Source organism: Cohnella ginsengisoli, from assembly GCF_029525555.1.
Lineage (GTDB): Bacteria > Bacillota > Bacilli > Paenibacillales > Paenibacillaceae > Cohnella > Cohnella ginsengisoli.
This window is the reverse complement of the sequence record NZ_JAPDHZ010000002.1, coordinates 1,235,613-1,253,205: the sequence shown is the minus strand read 5'-3', so window position 1 is coordinate 1,253,205 and position 17,593 is coordinate 1,235,613. Positions and strand designations below refer to the sequence as shown.

The 17,593-nt window shown below is 62.2% G+C and carries 14 protein-coding genes and 1 pseudogene; 7 read left to right on the top strand and 8 right to left on the bottom strand.

Going from position 1 to position 17,593, the window contains the following annotated elements; all coding sequences use genetic code 11:
* Positions 1-2: 2 nt before the first annotated feature.
* The 3 genes from OMP38_RS06135 to OMP38_RS06125 form a co-directional block, all read right to left on the bottom strand.
* Entirely contained in the window at positions 3-1,028 is a 1,026-nt protein-coding gene (locus OMP38_RS06135) for a phosphodiester glycosidase family protein (RefSeq protein WP_277564298.1), read from the bottom strand.
* A gap of 294 nt (positions 1,029-1,322) precedes the next feature.
* Positions 1,323-1,559, bottom strand: a complete 237-nt coding sequence (locus tag OMP38_RS06130; RefSeq protein ID WP_277564297.1) for a helix-turn-helix domain-containing protein — start codon at positions 1,557-1,559, stop codon at positions 1,323-1,325.
* A 154-nt stretch (positions 1,560-1,713) separates the two neighbouring features.
* Positions 1,714-2,610, bottom strand: coding sequence for an AraC family transcriptional regulator (locus OMP38_RS06125; protein WP_277564296.1), 897 nt, complete (start codon positions 2,608-2,610; stop codon positions 1,714-1,716).
* A 156-nt stretch (positions 2,611-2,766) separates the two neighbouring features.
* Here OMP38_RS06125 and OMP38_RS06120 point away from each other — a divergent pair, with 156 nt between their 5' ends.
* The 3 genes from OMP38_RS06120 to OMP38_RS06110 all read left to right on the top strand — a co-directional run bounded on the left by OMP38_RS06120 (position 2,767) and on the right by OMP38_RS06110 (position 5,699).
* Positions 2,767-3,612, top strand: a complete 846-nt coding sequence (locus OMP38_RS06120; RefSeq protein WP_277564295.1) for a sugar phosphate isomerase/epimerase family protein — start codon at positions 2,767-2,769, stop codon at positions 3,610-3,612.
* Between the two features lie 10 nt (positions 3,613-3,622).
* On the top strand, positions 3,623-4,624 hold the full coding sequence (locus OMP38_RS06115; protein ID WP_277564294.1) for a hydroxyacid dehydrogenase: 1,002 nt from the start codon (positions 3,623-3,625) through the stop codon (positions 4,622-4,624).
* 286 nt (positions 4,625-4,910) lie between these two features.
* Positions 4,911-5,699: a YhcN/YlaJ family sporulation lipoprotein gene (locus OMP38_RS06110; RefSeq protein ID WP_277564293.1), complete on the top strand. Its 789-nt coding sequence runs from the start codon at positions 4,911-4,913 to the stop codon at positions 5,697-5,699.
* A 137-nt stretch (positions 5,700-5,836) separates the two neighbouring features.
* Here OMP38_RS06110 and OMP38_RS06105 read toward each other — a convergent pair whose 3' ends face one another.
* Positions 5,837-6,061 (bottom strand): helix-turn-helix domain-containing protein, encoded by a 225-nt coding sequence (locus OMP38_RS06105; protein WP_271750335.1) that lies wholly within the window; start codon positions 6,059-6,061, stop codon positions 5,837-5,839.
* 473 nt (positions 6,062-6,534) lie between these two features.
* Here OMP38_RS06105 and OMP38_RS06100 point away from each other — a divergent pair, with 473 nt between their 5' ends.
* Both OMP38_RS06100 and OMP38_RS06095 read left to right on the top strand, forming a co-directional pair.
* Positions 6,535-8,337, top strand: coding sequence for an ABC transporter ATP-binding protein (locus OMP38_RS06100; RefSeq protein ID WP_277564292.1), 1,803 nt, complete (start codon positions 6,535-6,537; stop codon positions 8,335-8,337).
* Positions 8,338-8,494: 157 nt separating this feature from the next.
* On the top strand, positions 8,495-9,082 hold the full coding sequence (locus OMP38_RS06095; RefSeq protein WP_277564291.1) for a hypothetical protein: 588 nt from the start codon (positions 8,495-8,497) through the stop codon (positions 9,080-9,082).
* A gap of 51 nt (positions 9,083-9,133) precedes the next feature.
* Here the strand turns inward: OMP38_RS06095 and OMP38_RS06090 are convergent, their stop codons facing one another.
* Positions 9,134-10,483 (bottom strand): sensor histidine kinase, encoded by a 1,350-nt coding sequence (locus OMP38_RS06090; RefSeq protein WP_277564290.1) that lies wholly within the window; start codon positions 10,481-10,483, stop codon positions 9,134-9,136.
* Between the two features lie 151 nt (positions 10,484-10,634).
* On the opposite strand from OMP38_RS06090, the gene OMP38_RS06085 reads away from it, so the two are divergent.
* Complete coding sequence (locus OMP38_RS06085; RefSeq protein WP_277564289.1) at positions 10,635-11,981, top strand: DRTGG domain-containing protein; 1,347 nt, start codon at positions 10,635-10,637, stop codon at positions 11,979-11,981.
* Here the strand turns inward: OMP38_RS06085 and OMP38_RS06080 are convergent.
* The 3 genes from OMP38_RS06080 to OMP38_RS06070 all read right to left on the bottom strand — a co-directional run bounded on the left by OMP38_RS06080 (position 11,953) and on the right by OMP38_RS06070 (position 13,175).
* Positions 11,953-12,267 (bottom strand): YtpI family protein, encoded by a 315-nt coding sequence (locus OMP38_RS06080; RefSeq protein WP_277564288.1) that lies wholly within the window; start codon positions 12,265-12,267, stop codon positions 11,953-11,955. The two genes, OMP38_RS06085 and OMP38_RS06080, sit on opposite strands and share 29 nt — an antisense overlap.
* Before the next feature lie 76 nt (positions 12,268-12,343).
* Entirely contained in the window at positions 12,344-12,844 is a 501-nt protein-coding gene (locus OMP38_RS06075; protein WP_277564287.1) for a sporulation membrane protein YtrI, read from the bottom strand.
* A gap of 4 nt (positions 12,845-12,848) precedes the next feature.
* Entirely contained in the window at positions 12,849-13,175 is a 327-nt protein-coding gene (locus OMP38_RS06070; RefSeq protein ID WP_090109936.1) for a YtrH family sporulation protein, read from the bottom strand.
* A gap of 100 nt (positions 13,176-13,275) precedes the next feature.
* Between OMP38_RS06070 and OMP38_RS35595 the strand changes: the two are divergent.
* Positions 13,276-17,111, top strand: a pseudogene (locus OMP38_RS35595) (DNA polymerase III subunit alpha).
* Positions 17,112-17,593 lie beyond the last annotated feature (482 nt).

Below are 17,593 nucleotides of genomic sequence, written 5' to 3'. Positions count from 1 at the left end.
CCTCATTCGGGCAAATAGATGATGTCGCTTACGCCTCGCTCTTTTTCCTTGCCTTGCGGATTGTTCACGACCCTGCCCATGAAGTACATCGTGGAAGAGCCGCCGCCGTCCAGGTTGTAAGCCTCGGTCGCGCCGAGATCGGCGAACAGGTCCGCGAATTCGTTCAGCGTCATGCCTCTGCTGTCCGATGAGCGGCCGTCCACGACGACGAACACGTAGTGGTTCGGGGCGATCATGCCGATGCCCGTCCGCGGATTGGCGCTGTCGATCGTGCGGTTGCCGAAGTTGGTGTCGATCTTGACGTTGTCGAAGTCGTCTACGGCGATGCCGTTCCGGACGAGCGCCGGACCGAACGAGAAGGTGTTCGTGACGCCTTCGGCCAGCAGCGAGGCGGAGGTTTCCTCCTCCTCGTCGTAGGACTTCATCGTCCCGTCCGACAGCAAGGCCAGGCCTTCGCGAGCCGGCTCGTCCCGGTAGAGCGTGCCATTACGGATAACGACCCCGTCGCTGCGGAAACCGTAGTAGTCGCCGTTGATCGCGAATACGGCGCCGTGATTGGCCGCGATGGTGGACGTGTTCTGCGCGATGTTCGTGCCGTAGGCGTCTTTGGCGAACGCGGTTTGGATGCTCGCGCCATTTTTGAGGATCACGTCTGCGACATAGTAGGTGATCAAGTCGTCGCCCGAGCCGGTTTGCACTTTTTGAATGCTGATCTTCTCGCTGTCGCTCTCGTAGTTCCAGTCGTCGGACTGAACGCTGCCGGTCGAGGCCGTCGACGAGCCGGACGACGAGTCGGTCGATGAGTCGGTTGTTGTGCCGGATGCCGCAGCCGACGTCGAAGCGTTTGCCGTTGCGTCAGCGTTCGTCGCCGCGTTCGATCCGGCCGACGCGTTCGATGTCGTCTGCGCGCTCGCGATCCGGACCTCCACGTGCTCGATCAAGTACCGGTCGGCGAGCTTATACGTTGCGGTTCCGAGCGTCGCGAGGGCCAGGACGACGGTAACGGCAATTTTGGTTTTTCGTTTCATGCGTTTTATGGCGACCACTCCCTGTCGGTATGAAGAAGATGTTTGCGTTATGGGATTCATTATCGCGGAGGGAACTGAAGCGAGCTTGAACGCAAGCTGAAGGAAGGGTGAGCCGAAGCTGACCGATTGCTGAAAAAGGTGTCGGGCGGATCGCCGTTCGATTGGGTAGCATGCGTGGAGGTTGCTCGATGGTGCGGCATACGAGGAGAGGCTGCTTGATTCGCATAAATAGGAAGCGTCGATGCCAAAAACGCCCTTCCCGGCCATCGCCGAGAGGGGCGTTTCGTATGCGAGTCAAGAGATCGGAAAGCTCGCGCGTTTCTGCTGCTCCTCCCGGTATTGGCGGGGGGACAGCCCGTAGCGCATGCGGAACTGCCGGTGGAAGTAGGTGTAGCCGTTGAAGCCGCAGGACGCCGCGACGGCATCCAGCGACATGGACATGTGCCGGATGCGCTCGCAGGCGGTCGCGAGCCGGACCTCGATCGCACAGCTCATGATCGACTGGTTGAAGCAGCGCTTGAACAGCGACACGGTGCGTGCTGACCGTCTTCAGCGACAGCGATCCATCAGCTCGCGCAGCCGCTGGGGGTCATATCCGTAATAAACCGCGAATTCGACGCCCTCGTAGCCGATCTCGGCCACCCGTTCCAGGGTTTGCTCGAAGTCCCGCTCCAGCTCGTCCCGATCAGGCCTGATGCTTGCGGTAATCGCCTGGCGTGAGCCCTGTGTGCTTTTTAAAGGTACGGTTGAAATGGCTGATATGGTTGTAGCCCGCGCGCGTCGCGATCTCGGTCACGCTGAGGTCCGTGCCCAGCAGCAGTTCCATGGCGGCTTGAATCCGCAGCGCGGACAGCAGCTCGATGTACGATTTGCCCTTGACCAGCTTCAGAAGATTGCTGAAGTACGACGGCGCCATGAGCGCCCTGGCCGCCATGTCCTCCAGATGAAGGTCCTCGTCGTAATGCGACTCCATATAGGCAATCGTCTCGAAAAAGGCTTTGCGGTGGTAGGCGACCTGCTGCCGCTCGCGGGAGCTCTCGGCGCCGGAATATCGTTTGTACTGCCGGCAGGTCAGAACGAGCAGCTTCAGCAGCTCGGCCCGGATCGCGAGCCGATAGCCTTCTTCTTTCTCTTCCCACTCGGCCGAGATGACGTCCAGCAAGCTCTCGACGACAGCCTGCGCGGGGAGCGTCAGCGTCATCTTGGGCATCAGGTCGGCCTCGGCGATGAGCGGGCGGATGAAGGCGAAGTCGACGAACGTCTCGATGCTCGCCAAGTCGCGCAGACTCTCGTGAATCGCATGCGGCATGAAGTCGACCTGGCACATGACGAAGTCCATTCCTTCGCGCCGCTCTAGCCGGTGCTCCTGGAAGGGCGGGATCGAAAAAAGGTCGCCTTTGGCCAGCACGTGGCACTGTCCGCCCGCCCAATGGAGGCAGCTGCCGGAACGCATATAGCAAAGCTGCAGATGCTCGTGAGCGTGCAAAACGTCGTTCATCGTCTGGGGGCGCCGAATCTCGATTTTAAAAGGAAATGCGTCGTCCAGCATCTCTTTAGAGCCGTAAATCGGATAATCGGGCATAGGACCTCCGCTGCGTCTCGTTCTCTTCCTATCATCGTACACGGATTCTCGGAAATGTTCAAAAGAAGCGCGGAAAAAGGGAGGCGATCGCCCTGAAAGCCCTGCCATAATCAACATGACCGATCGCAAGCGACGGAAATGAAAGAGAGGTGCGGCATGAATCGATTGGCATTCAGCACGCTCCCCTGCGAGGGCCGGACTTTGGACGAGATGCTGGAGCTGGCCGTCCGCTGGGGCTTCGGCGGCATGGAGCTAAGGGAAGGCGCGCCATGGGGCATATCCACGGACATGACGGCAGAGGCGCGCAGGTCGGCTTTCCGCAGCTTCGAACGGGCCGGCGTCCGGGCGACCGACATCGCCTCGGGCGTTTGTCTTACCGGTCTTGCCGGCGACGAGGCGCAGCTCGAAAATTTGCGGCGCTCGGTCAGGCTGGCGCATGACCTGCAGGCGGGAGGGGTACGGGTTTTCCTCGGCTACTTCACCGAACGAAGGGATCAGGTTATGCCCGCCATTCCCTACGAAGCGCTCGTCGCGCATATCGCGGCCGCTTGCGACGACGCGGCACCGCTCGGCGTGCCCATCTGGATCGAGACGCACAACGAGTTCGCGACCGGCCGCACGCTCCGCAAGCTGCTGGACGATGTCGGGCGCGACAACTGCGCGGTCATCTACGATATCATCCACCCGCTCGAAGAGGGCGAGCAGCCGGAGGAGACCGTGGCGCTGCTGGGGGCGCAGTGCGCCCACGTCCATATGAAGGACGGCGTCCCGTTCGAGGATCCGATGCGCAGCAGCTGGAAGTATACGCAGATTGGAGAGGGCCGGGTTCCGATCGTTTCTATCGTAGAAACGCTGGAGCGCTCTGGCTATGGGGGCTGCTACTCCCTGGAGTGGGAGACCAAATGGCGAACCGAGCTGCAGGCGCCGGGCATGGAACCCGAGACGGTTTTTCCCGGCTATGCGGCGAAGATGCGCGATATTTTAGACCGACTGGGGAAATGAGGGACGCGAAATGAAAACACTCGTAACGATTGCGGATCCGGGACTGCTCGGGCTGTTCTGGCGGCCCGAGGTCCGCGACAAGCTGGCGAGCATCACCGAAGCCGACTTCGTCGAGCCGGGACAGCCGTTCGATACCGCGGCGCTTGCGGAGCGGATCGGCGATTACGACGCCTGCATCACGTCGTGGGGCTCGCCGTTTTTCTCGCCGGACGCGCTCGCTCGCGCCGGCAAGTTGAAGTTCATCGGGCATGGCGCCGGCAGCGTCGCCTCGATCGTCGGCGACGACGTCTTCGATACGCCGATCGTCGTGACGAGCGCCAACACGGTGCTCGGACGCTCGACCGCCGAGCTCTCCGTATCGCTCATTCTGGCCGGCGCCTGGGATCACGCCGGCTACGCCGCCAGGCTGAAGCGCGGCCAGTGGAGCAACAACAACCGGGAATCCGTGCTGGGCGTGACGCGCAGAACCGTCGGCATCGTCGGCTACGGCGAGATCTCGAAGCAGGTCATCGCCATGCTGAAGCCGTTCGACGTCCGGTTGCTAATCCATTCAGGCTATTGCCCGCCGGAGGAGGCGGCAGCGATGGGCGCCGAGCTCGTGGGTTTAAACGAGCTGTTCGAGCGCAGCGATATCGTCTCGCTGCACAATACGTGGACGCCGCGGACGGAGGGCATGATCGGCGCGGAGCAGCTCTCCCGCTTGCGAGACGGGGCGCTGTTCGTCAACACGGCGCGAGGTCCGATCGTGCAAGAGCAGGCGCTGGCGGCCGAGCTGCGCGACGGGCGCATATTCGCGGCGCTCGACGTATACGCGTCGGAGCCGCTGCCGCGGGAGCACGAATGGCTCTCGATGGACAACGTGCTCTGCCTGCCTCATATCGGCGGCTTCCACGGCCTCCTGAAACGCGATCTGTGCGACTTTATCGTCGACGAGCTGCAGCGGTTCGCGAACGGCGAGGCGCCGATCGGCACCGTGACTCGCGATCACTTCCGCCGGCTGACGCCGAGATAAGCTGAATCCTGACCTACATCCATCGCTTCCCCCGATGCCCGACCAGGCATTCGGCGGAAGCGTTTTTTTGGCGTCGATCTTAGATTCCGACAGATAATCGAAACTCTGGGGGGGAACCGGACGGCTCCGCATGCTCCCCCCGACATTCGCTATCCCCGCGCAAGTTGCCTTGATCGGTTGACAAAACGCATAGCGCCTCACCGCGTTGGTGATTCTAACGATTGGCGAAACACCGTCTTTTCCAATCGATCTAACCATAGCGAAGACAAAGGGGAGTCGGATCTTAATGTGGCAAAAAGCAACGGCGGCAGCGCTCGTATTGACCGCGTCGCTGACGATGGCAGGATGCTCGAGCAAGCAGGGGGACGTCGGCAATTCGAACATCAGGTCTCAAAGCATCAACGATCGGTTCGCCGACGACGGACGCAACGAGATGAACCGCATGAACGGCACGCAGCGCATGAACAACAATGTGGTCGGCCTTCACGGCAACAGCCATCTGGAAATGGACCAAAAGATCGCGGACAAGCTGGCGGCGCGGCCCGACGTTCAATCCGCCTACGTCGTCCGCTCCGATCGGAACGCCTACGTCGCGATCATGTCCGAAGGCCATGGCGACCATGAGCTCACGAGCAAGCTCAAGGGCGAGATCGCCGACGAGGTCAAGGCGATCTCGCCGGCGACGGACCACGTGTACGTGTCTTCCAATCCCGAGTGGGGCGACCGGATGCGCGGCTACGCGGAGCAAGTGCGGCAGGGCCATCCGATCCAAGGGCTCCTGACCGAGTTCAATGCGATCGCGAACCGCATTTTCCCGACGGCAGAGGACGGCAACCGGCCTGCCGGCAACGGGGGTATGACCGGCATTACGAGGACGACCGGCAACGGCGAAGGTTATGGCATCCACGGCAACGACGTCCATGGCAGTGGCGTAAATGGCCATGGCGGCGTACATGGCAATGGCATTCAAGGCAGCGGCATCCACGGCAACGGCATGACGGGCGGAAACCATGGGGGCCCGATCGCCGGCATGAACGCCCGTCACCCGCATATGAACAACGTTTCCCGTCCGTAGCGTTCGGCCGCTGCTCGAATACACCTTGAACAGCCTGTCGCGATAGATGCGGCAGGCTGTATTGCAACCAAAAACCTTCTTTTCTTCCGCCAGAAAGCGGTGAAAAGAAGGCCGGTCCGCGTCCGGATCGCTCCGGATCAGATTTTCAATTCCCCGAGCTTAATCAGCTCAACGACCGCTTGCGAACGACCCTTGACGTTCAGCTTTTGCATGACGTTCGAAATGTGGTTTCGAACCGTCTTCTCGCTAATGAACAGCTGTTGGGCAATGTCACGGGTCGTCTTGTCCTGTACCAATAGCTCGAACACTTCGCGTTCCCGATTGGTAAGAAGGAATTTGTTCTTGTGGTCGCTGCTTCTCAACGTATGTCACCCCTCCTTGCCCGGGATTCAGATGCTTGCAGGGTGAAGGGTACAGTCGATCTATCATATGAGGAGCGTCATTGGCTGGTGCGGTCGGCGCATAAATTGGGCGCGAAACTTGCTGCTCGACGCGGCATTCCATGAGCGGATCCGAACGATCCGCAAACGCTAGGCGACGGAGCGGTTCGCGCCTTTCCAGTACGTTGACCATTTGGCTTCTCAAACTCGGGGCGCTCGGCTTAGGCTGAGCGCTCTTATTGGCGATAGGCGAGAGAAATCGCTTCAAATTCGCTTAATCGGGCGCAAACATGGGATTAGGGGATGGCCAAGCCGCCTGATCCGTCCATAAGCGCGTTGAAGGCTTCTTTTTTATTGGATTCAATAGGTTTACATATCGAACCGTATGCTTGAAAATGAGAAAGTTAATAAATCTGTGAACACGCGTTAACAACTTGTTCAAAGGAGTGTTACCGATGAATACCGCCGCCGTCCCGAAGTCGGAGCCGACTTCGTACGGACTGGAGCATTTATTCGAAAACGAAGCGTTGACGGATCGGCGTCCTTCGAGAATCCTGTATCTTCTATATAAAGACCATTGGATCAAGCTGTTCTGGTCGGCTTTCTTTTTCCTGATCAAGCACTCGCCGGTCTACGTGCTCCCGATCATCACCGCCAACCTGATCAACATGGCGACCAAGCCGGATCGATACAGCACGAGCTCGCTATGGTGGAATATCGGCATTCTTTTTGTCGTCATCGTACAAAACGTCCCTACGCAAGTGCTTCATATCAGCTATATGAGCAAGGCGATCCGTTACGTCGAAGCCAGCCTGCGGAGCACGCTCGTCCGCAAGCTGCAGCGGCTGTCGATGTCCGCGCACGGCGAGCTGGCCGCGGGCAGGCTGCAGTCCAAGGTGCTTCGCGACGTCGAAGCGATCGAGTTTTTGTCGCGGCAGATGATGCTGTCGGTGCTGCCCGCGATCGTCAGCATCGTCGTGGCGGTCGTCATCACGGCGGGGAAGAGCTGGACGGTCATGCTGTTTTTCGTGCTGACGATTCCGGCGGGCGTCGCGATGGTGACGTTTTTCCGCAAAAAAATACAGCGCACGAACAGCGATTTCCGCAAACAGATCGAATCGATGTCGGGCCAGGTGTCGGAGATGGTCGGCATGATGCCGGTCACGCGGGCGCACGGCCTGCAGGAGACGGAGATCAACAAGATCGACAGCACCCTGAGCAAGCTGCGTTCCAAAGGTTACAGGCTCGACATCGTGGAAGCCTACTTCGGCTCGGCTGCCTGGGTGACGTTTCAGACTTTCCAGGTGCTGTGTCTGGCGTTTACCGTGCTGCTGGCGTTCCGCGGGGAGATTCAGGTCGGCGACATCGTGTTGTACCAATCGTACTTCGCCATGATCCTCGGCGCGATCACGCAGCTGATCAACATTTATCCGAACATCGCCAAGGGCTTCGAGTCGATCTATTCGGTCACGGAGATTCTGCTCTCGCAGGACACGGAGGAGTATCGCGGCCACCGCAAACTTGAGGAAGTCAGAGGCGAATTCGACTTCAGAAACGTGAACTTCGGCTATCCGGGCTCGGACCGCCACGTGCTGAACGGCTTCAATCTGCAGGTCAAGGCTGGCGAATGCATCGCGCTCGTCGGCGCCTCGGGGGCCGGCAAGTCGACCGTGCTTAACCTGGCGATCGGCTTCAGCAGGCCGACGTTCGGCGAGGTCGCGATCGACGGCGTGCCGATGGACGAGCTCGACATGACGTCCTACCGGTCCCGCATCGCGGTCGTCCATCAGAGCACGGTGCTCTTCTCCGGCACGATTCGCGAGAACATCACGTACGGACTTCCCTCGGTCAGCGAAGAGCGGCTTGAGGAGGTCATTCGGATGACCTACCTGCAGGATGTTATCGCGCAGCTGCCCCAAGGTCTCGACACGGCGGTCGGCGAGCACGGCGGCAAGCTGTCGGGCGGCCAGCGGCAGCGAATCGCCATCGCGCGCGCGCTTGTGCGCGACCCGAAGATCATCCTCCTGGACGAGGCCACTTCCGCGCTCGACAATGAATCCGAGTACTTCGTGCAGCAGGCGATGCAGAAGCTGATTCAGAATCGCACGACGTTTATCGTGGCGCACCGGTTGTCCACGATCCGGGATGCCGACCGCATCGTCGTCATGAAGCGCGGACAGGTGGCCGAGATCGGCACTTACGACGAGCTGATGGCGAAGGGCGGCGAGTTTTATCAATTGAAGCAGCTGCAGGCGTAAGGCACGGCGCAGCCGCACGAACCGCCTTCCGTTTTTAGGAGGGCGGTTTTTGCGTGCTTATTGCGGGCTTATATGGAGGGAATCGGGCGGTTGGCGTCGAAAAAGGGGAACAGTGAATTTTAATGGAACGTTTTTAAACGTCTGGAGGTTGTCGAAAATGAGCCGGGAACGTTTTTCCGCGAACCCGCGGCTGTTGCTGGCGCTGCTGCGCAATCCGTCGGCCGCGCTCGCGCTGCGCGGCGCCGAGGACCTGCCGCTCGGATTGATGGGGGCGGCCGCTTCCGTCGCCGGATTTTACGTCTGGGTGCTGGCGGCGCAGAACCGGATCGAGCATGCGATGTCGTTTTTCTCCGTTCTCTTCGTGAGCCGCCTTTTCAGTTCCGGGCTCGCGTTCAAGCTGCTGCTGCTCGGGCTGCTGTCCTTGCTCGCCGCGACGGCATCCCTATCCGCCGTGGGGAACCGCTTGGGCCGGCGCAAGCGCTCCTGGATCGAGGTCGTCACGTATCAAGGCAGCTCGCAGCTCCTGTTCGGGGCGGGGTACCTTGTATCTGCGCTGGCGGCGTTCCTGTCGGTCAGGCTGTCGCTGGCGCTGACGGGCGGGCTGCTGCTGCTCAGCCTGCTGCTTCTGGTCATTCATGCGCTGGAGCTGCACGAGATCGAGCGCAAGGACAACTTTGCGATGGTGCTCCTGTCCGTCGCCGGGTACGTCGTTTTGTTTTCGATCTGCTGGCTGCTGCTGTTCTAGGCGCCATAAAGCGATGCGATGCGCTCCCGGACGTCGCAAGGATCGAGCCGCTCAGGACAGCTGAGCGGCTTTTTGCGGCAGCCGGACCTTGAATACGGTGCCGCGCTTCTCGTCCGAATGGACCGTCAGCGTCCCGGCATAATGGGCTACGCGCTCCCGGACGATCGGCAGTCCCAGCCCTCTGTTCCCTCCCGGTTTGGTCGAAAATCCGGGCTCGAACAGTCGCGCCCGCGCCGCTTCGCTGATCGGCGGGCCGGGATTGGATACGGTCAGCTCCAGGTAACCGTCGCACAGCCGGAAGGACGCGCGCACCAGGCGCTCGCCGGCCGGGAGCTTGACGACTTCGTCGAACGCGTTGTCGATCAGATTGCCCGCGATTTTCACGATGTCGATGATCTTGACCGGCGACTGCGGGTTCCAGGGACCGGCGAAGTCGCTGGCGAAGTCGATCCCAAGGCTCAAGGCGACGGCCGTCTTCGCCTTGAGCAGCGCTCCCACCGCCGGAATATCGTGCTGAACGATATCGCCGACCTCGTGCGTTTCTTTGACGACGTCCGACATATAGTCTTTGAGCTCGGCGAACTTGCCCAGCTGCAGCATCGTGTGCATGACTTGGATATGATTGAGGTAGTCGTGACGCTGTCCGCGTATCGACGTGAACATGCCGCTGATCTGGTCGATATAGTGCTCCTGGGTGGACAGCACCGTGTCCTGCCTGGTGCGGTCGATGAGCCGAATGACGTAATACAGGGTAGGCAGGGAGAGCAGCACAGTCGCGTAAAACAGGCAATCGAAAAAGGCATATCGTCCGTACTCGCCGGGAACGGCGCGGCCGAGCAGGACGCCGCTTCCCGCGAAAAGCTGCAGCAAGAGGCAGACGAGCACGCGAATGAGCCCGTTGCGGCGAATGTATCCGCCGGCCGCGCGCAGGCTGTCGAACCAGCGGGCAGTCCGGGGGCCGACGTAAGCCGCGACGAGCCATTGAACGAGCAGCACCGGATACATGCACGAAGCGAACGCCGGGAAGGAATCCAGGATGCGCGCTTTGTCGGCAACGCCGTACAGGGATCCGTACAGAATATAGACGGCCAGGTCGTTCAGGGAGCTGAAGACGTAAGAAAGCAGCAAGATCATGAGCCTCTTTTTCACGCTGACGTCCCTGAACAGCGCGAAGAGCATGAGCGTCGTGATCGTGACCGAATTCAATATCTGGACGGGCGTAGAGACGTTATGGAAAAAAAGGTCCGTATAAACGGAATTGACGACGGCGAGCGCGGCGATTCGCCGCCAGCGCCGGGCCGGCTGCAAGCCGAGCGCCGCCAAGGTCAGCCATAGAAGGGTAAAGGCCTGCGGGATGGAGATGAGCAGGTCTTGCCGGAGGAATGATACGAGATCTTGCATAAACGGTAGTTCTCCTTTGGGCGTTTGGCTCGACTAGGCTGCGGTCGCTATGCTACATTGAGGGCGAGGGCAGTGTATGTTTATACTTTAAATGGTTTTCCTGATTTTGCCCACTGCGTTCGATACGAATCGATAAAGAGAGGCGTCGGATATGGCGGGCAACGATCATGCCGGAGAAGAATTAACGAAGCACGAGCAGCTGCTCGAATACATAAGGGACCTGCCGATCGGCACGCGCATCTCCGTGCGGCAGATGGCGAAGGACAGGGACGTGTCCGAGGGGACGGCCTACCGCGCGCTTAAAGAAGCGGGACTGGCGGGATACGTCAGCACGAAGGAGCGGATCGGGACGGTCCGGGTCGGCCGGAAGCGGCGCAGCCATCCCGAGCAGCTCACGTTCGCCGAGGTGCTGGAGATCGTGCAGGGCAGCCTGCTCGGCGGCGGCGAAGGCCTCGACAAGACGCTTCACAAGCTCGTCATCGGCGCGATGGAGCTGGACGAGATGACGGGCTACATCGACGCGGGCAGCCTGCTCATCGTCGGCAACCGCGAAGGCGCGCACCGCATCGCGCTAGCGCACGGGGCCGGCGTGCTCGTCACCGGGGGCTTCGGGACGAGCGAGGACGTGAAGGAGCTGGCGGACGACCGTCAGCTCCCGATTCTGACCTGCAAGCACGATACGTTCACGGTCGCGTCGATGATCAACCGGGCGATGTACGACCGGCTCATCAAGCGCAAGATCATGATGATCGCCGACCTCGTCGAGCCGACGGCCAAGGTCGGCTCGCTCAAACAGTCCGCGAGCGTGGCCGACTTCCTGAAGACGAGCGCGGAGACGGGCTACTCGCGCTTCCCGGTCGTCGACGAGTGGAACCGCGTCGTCGGCATGGTGACGTCCAAGGACGTCGTGGGCCGTCCGCCGGACCAGTCGGTGGATAAGCTCATGACGCGCAGGCCGATGACGGTCACGATGAATACGCCGATCGCGTCGGCGGCGCATCGGATGGTGACCGAGGGCATCGAGCTGCTGCCCGTCGTCGACCGCCAGCGCAAGCTCGCGGGCGCCGTCAGCCGGGCCGAGCTGCTGCGGGCGATGCAGTTCGCCAACCGGCCCGAACAGCTGGGGGAGACGTTCGACGCGCTCGTGTGGGCGGGCTTCGCCGAAGAACGGGACGCCGAAGGGCGCCAGTCGTTCACGGGACTCGTCACGCCGCAAATGTCCGGGGCGCTCGGGACGCTGTCGGAGGGCGTATTGACGATGCTCATGCAGCAGGCGGTCGCGAGGACGGCGGCCGACCTCGGCCGGCACGAGCATATCGTCGAAAATATGACCGTATATTATTTGCGGACGATCCCGATCGACGCGCAGCTCGCGATCCGGCCGCATCTGATCGAGGCGAGCCGTCGCCATCTCAAGCTGGAGGTCACCGCAGCGCTCGCGGACGGGGAGGTCATGGCCAAGGCGATGATCACCGCGCAGACAATCGACGCTTCGTGAAGAAGGCGTGATTGCGCATGCCGGCGAACAGGTTGAAGATACCGAGCACGAGGAAAACGGCGCCGACGATGACGCGGAGCGTCGACCCGCTGTAGATGAACATCTGCAGCAGCGCCAGCGCGATCAGCATGATGCCGAGGCAGATGTTCATGCGGGCGGCCATCAGGCCGCGCTGCGTCGGATCGGCGCTGCGCCGCGAGCGGAAGCTGAAGCTTACGGACAGAATCAGCGAGACGAGAATGGCGATGCCGAAGATCCAGGACAGGATCGCTTCGAGGTTGGACAAATGGGGCAGCTCCTTCGATAGGCGAATTGTCCCTCATTGTACCATATCCGCCACGCCGATTGAATGCCGGCCGCGCTCAGCGCCTGAGCAGCGGCGCGGCTTCCGCCCATATCGTCAGCCGGCCGTCCGCCGCCAGCGCCGTGCGGATATGCACGGTATAATCCTTCTTTTCGATATCCGGGTAGACGGCGCCGTCCAGCAGGCTGCGGGCGAGCGCCGCGTCGGAGCCGATATCGTAGATTTTTCTCCCCAGGAAGCTCCGCTTCAGGCTCGTCATCAGCTTCTCCTTGAGCGCGCTCTCAGCGACGGCATCGAGCGGCTCCCGGCCGGGCGCCTCGTTCACGTACAGGACAATGCTCGAAATGACCGTCTCGCCCGCGTTCGGCTTTTCTTTTTGCCTCGCCTGCTGCTCGGCCAGCTCCGCCTGCTCCTTGAGCTCGTAGTTGTTCAGGACGATCCGGTTCGTCTGATCGAGCACCAGCGCGCTGTAGACCGCCGCGCCCACGATCATCCCGCAAAGAAAAAAAGCCGCGGCCTGCATCCCTCGCCCATACTTCGCGAAAACGGGCACTCTCATCGTCTCACCCCGGATTCCTGCACATCCACTGCACCAGCTCGGTCGCCAAGTGCGCGCCGAGAAACGCGCAGACGATATAGCCGATCTGTTGGACGGCCGGCGACAGGTACCCCTCCATCACGTTCGCTTCGATGACGCGGATCGGATCGATCGAGCCTCCTACGGCGACGACGACCGCCCAGATTTTAATCCGGCTCGCGATCTCGAGCACCGTCTCGGCCGGCGGACGCCAGAGGAACAGCGCCGCCATGCCGGCCAGCATCGCTCCGCCGAGCACCACGCCGAAGGCGATACAGAAGTCGAGCACCGCATGCGCATAAACGCGGTTCATGTCCATCCCCTCCTATGCTTATATGTATGGGACGTGCCCGCGCCGATATGATACAATTCGATTAATGGGAACAAAAACGGGAACACGGGGAGGCATCGCGATGTGCGGATTCGTCCATCTTCATAACCATAGCGAATACAGTCTGCTGGACGGGGCTTCGCGCATCAAGGACATGACGGCGCGGGCGGCGGAGCTCGGCATGAAGGCGCTGGCGCTCACCGACCACGGGGTCATGTACGGGGCGATCCCCTTTTACAAGGCTTGCCGCGAGCGGGGGGATCAAGCCGATCGTCGGGATGGAGGCGTACGTCGCCGCCGGCTCCCGTCTGGAGAAGGCCTCGCGACGCGACCAGCCGATCTATCATTTGACGCTGCTCGCGAAGAACGCCGCCGGCTACCGCAATCTGATGAAGCTGAGCTCGATCGGTCATCTCGAGGGCTTTCATTATCGTCCGCGCATCGACTTCGAGGCGCTGTCCCGGCATGCCGAAGGCTTGATCTGCCTGAGCGGCTGCATGAGCAGCGAGCTGTCCCAGCATCTGCTGCACGGGCGGGACGCCGAGGCGAGGGAGACGGCGCTGAGATATCGGGAGCTGTTCGACGAGGACTACTTCCTCGAGATTCAGGACCACGGCCTGACCGACCAGAAGCGTATTACGGCAGGCGTGCTGAGGCTGGCGGACGAGCTCGGCATTCCGCTCGCCGCGACCAACGATTCGCACTATTTGAACGAGGAGGATCACGTCCTGCAGGACGTGCTCATCTGCATCGGCACGGGCAAGACGGTGGACGACCAGGACCGGTTTCGGATCGGCACGTCGCAGCTGTACATGAAGACCGGCGAGGAGATGTCCGCCCTGTTCCGCCACCGGCCGGAGGCAGTGACCAACACGGCGCTGATCGCGGACCGCTGCGAGCTGGAGATCGACCTCGGGGCGCATATTCTGCCCAAGTTCTCGCCGATCCCGGAGGGGATGACGGCGGAGACCTACCTGGCGGAGCTGTGCTTGGCCGGGCTGCGGGAGCGGTACGACGGAGCGGCGACGGCGGGCGCGGACGGGGAGGACGCGGGGGGAGGCGCATCGGCAGTCGAGTCGGCGGGCGCCTCGGGCGACGCCGGAGCTGCTTCTGCGCAGACGGTCGCGGCTGACGCCGAAGCGCGGCTGCGCTACGAACTCGACGTCATCGCCCGGATGGGCTTCAGCGATTACTTCCTGATCGTCTGGGACTTCATCCGCTACGCGCGCGAGCAAGGCATCGCGGTAGGGCCGGGGCGCGGCTCGTCGGCTGGCAGCATCGTCGCTTACAGCCTGCGCATCACGGACGTCGATCCGCTCAAGCACAAGCTGCTGTTCGAGCGCTTCCTGAACCCGGAGCGCGTGAGCATGCCCGATATCGACGTCGACTTCAGCGACGAGCGCCGGGACGAGGTCATCCGTTACGTCGCGGACAAGTACGGCAGCGGCCACGTCGCGCAGATCATCACGTTCGGCACGCTCGCCGCTCGCGCGGCGGTGCGCGACGTGGGCCGCGTACTGAACCTGCCTTACGGGGACGTGGACCGGGCGGCGAAGCTTATCCCCGGCATGCCCGGCATGTCCATCGAGCGGGCCGCGAGGGACAACCCCGACTTCCGCGCCTTGACGGAGAAGGGCGGACCGATCGCGGACCTGATCGCGATGGCGAGGCGCGCGGAGGGGATGCCCCGCCACGCGTCGACGCACGCAGCGGGCGTCGTCATCTCCTCCGAGCCGCTCACGGATTACGTCCCCCTGCAGGAGGGGACGGAGGGCGTGCCGCTCACGCAGTATTCGATGGAGCACCTCGAGGCGGTCGGCCTGCTCAAGATGGACTTCCTCGGCCTGCGCAACCTGTCGATCATCGAGCGCGCGATGCAGAGCGTGTTCGAGTCCACCGGCAAGGCGCTGCGCTGGGAAGATATCCCGTACGACGATCCTGCGACGTACGAACTGCTCGGGCGCGGCGACACGACCGGCGTCTTCCAGATGGAGTCCGCCGGCATACGGCGGGTGCTGCGCGACATGAAGCCGAGGACGTTCGAGGACATCGTGTCCGTCGTGGCGCTGTACCGGCCGGGACCGATGGACTTCATCCCGCAGTTCATCAAGACGATGCACGGCGAGGTCGCGGCCGAATATCCGCATCCGGATCTCGAGCCGATCCTGCGAGACACGTACGGCATCATCGTCTACCAGGAGCAGATCATGCAGATCGCTTCCCGGATGGCGGGCTTCTCGCTGGGCGAAGCGGATCTGCTGCGCCGGGCGGTCGGCAAAAAGAAAAGGGAGATTCTCGACGAACAGCGCGCGCATTTCGTGCGGGGCAGCCTGGGTCAGGGCTACACGGACGAAGAGGCGAATCGCGTTTATGACATGATCTTGCGCTTCGCGGATTATGGATTCCCGCGTGCCCATGCCGCCGCCTACGGCGTGCTCGCCTTCCAGACGGCGTATCTGAAGGCGCACTATCCGGTTCCGTTCATGGCTTCCATGCTCACCTCGATCATCGGCAATCAGCGCAAAACCGCGGAATACGTCGACGAATGCCGGCGCATGGGCATTCCCGTGCTGCCGCCGGACGTAAATGAGAGCCGCGTGCTTTTTTACGCCGGTGCGCACGGCAGCCGTTCTGAATTCCGTGCGCGGCGAGCCGGGTCCGCTTGACGCTGCCGCGTTCGAACAAGAGGCCGCGCTGGACGGGGGAGCCGCGGCTGGCGATCCGGCGCGCGCGTTCAACGCCATTCGCTTCGGGCTCGCCGCCGTCAAGAACGTCGGCACGCAAGCGATCGAGAGCATCATGAAGGAGCGGTCGGACCGTCCGTTCGACAGCCTGTCCGACCTGTGCAGGCGCGTCGATCCGCGCGCCTGCAACAAGCGCGTGCTCGAATCGCTGCTGCTCTGCGGCGCGCTCGACGCGCTGCCCGGCCATCGGGCCCAGCTGTTGGCCGCGCTCGATGAGTCCGTCGAGGCCGCGGCGATCTGGCGCAAGGAAAAGGAAGAGCTGCAGCTCGAGCTGTTCGACCTCGGCGACGCGCCGAATTGGGAGGTGGACCTGCCGGAGGTCGCCCCTTATACGCAGACCCAGACGCTGGAGCTCGAGCGGGAATTGCTGGGACTGTACCTGTCCGGTCATCCTCTTGACGTCTTCGACGGGTTGTGGGAGGAAGCGGGATTGGATCGGCTCTCGGATCTGGCGGAGGCGGAGGACGGCGCGCAGGTGTTGACGGCGGGCATGGTCGTCTCTCTCAAGCCGATCGTCGCGAAGAGCGGCCAGGCGATGGCCTTCCTGGAGCTCGAGGACCGGATCATGGGCGCGGAGCTCGTCGTATTCCCTTCCGTCTGGAAGTCGGCGTCGGCGTTCGCGGGAAAAGGCGCGCTCCTGCTCGTGCGGGCCAAGCTCCAGCAGGGCGACGAGGACTTCAAGCTGCTGGCGGACGAGATCGTGCCGCTGGCGGCGGACACGCTGAAGCGCGAAGCCGCCCGCATGCGCAGAGGCGGTCACGGCGGCTATCGCGGCGCCAGGACCGATCGAAGCGCAGAGGCGGGCCGCCGGCCGGACCGGGCCGAAGCGAAGCCGGCCGCCGCGGAGGGCGCGCGCCGGACGACGTCCGTCGTCAAGCCGGCGCCGTCGCCGGAAAAGGCGCGAGCCGGCGCGGGCCGCGCCGACGGCGGCGACGCGGGAGCGGCCTCGCAGCGCTTCTACGTTCGGATCGATGCCGGACACGAGGCGCCGTCCGTGCTCAAGGATCTGCAGGCGCTGCTCGCCAAGCACAAGGGACCGCTGCAGACGGTTCTGTTCTACGAACGCGACCGCAAATCGCTGGCGCTGAACGATTCTTACCGCGTGCTGCCTTCGGCGGGGCTGACGGCCGCCGTCGAACGCTTGCTCGGCGAAGGCACGGCGAAGGTCAAATAATCTCCGTCTTGCCGATGTTCTGCGGCATTCTTTGCTCAGCAAGCTAGCCGGGGATCGCCGTTACATGGAAAAACCGCGTAACTCCCGCAGAAACCGCACCCGGGAGCAGAGTAACACGGAAAAACCGCGTAACTCCCGCAGAAACCGCGCTCGGGAGCGGAGTTACATGGAAAAACCGCGTAACTCCCGCAGAAACCGCACCCGGGAGCAGAGTAACACGGAAAAACCGCGTAACTCCCGCAGAAACCGCACTCGGGAGCGGAGTAACACGGAAAAACCGCGTAACTCTATGTCGATAAGCGCAAGCGGCTCTAACGCACCTCCGCGACGCGCGGGACAGTGCCTATAAGCGCAACTCGGCATTAATGCCGGCATTGATGTTACTTAGACCGATTGGCTTGTTTCGGACTCTATCGTGCGCTTTTGCACGATAGCTTGGCGTCGTGTAGCGAAGTGTCATACGGCGTCTCGGGTCGCTTGCG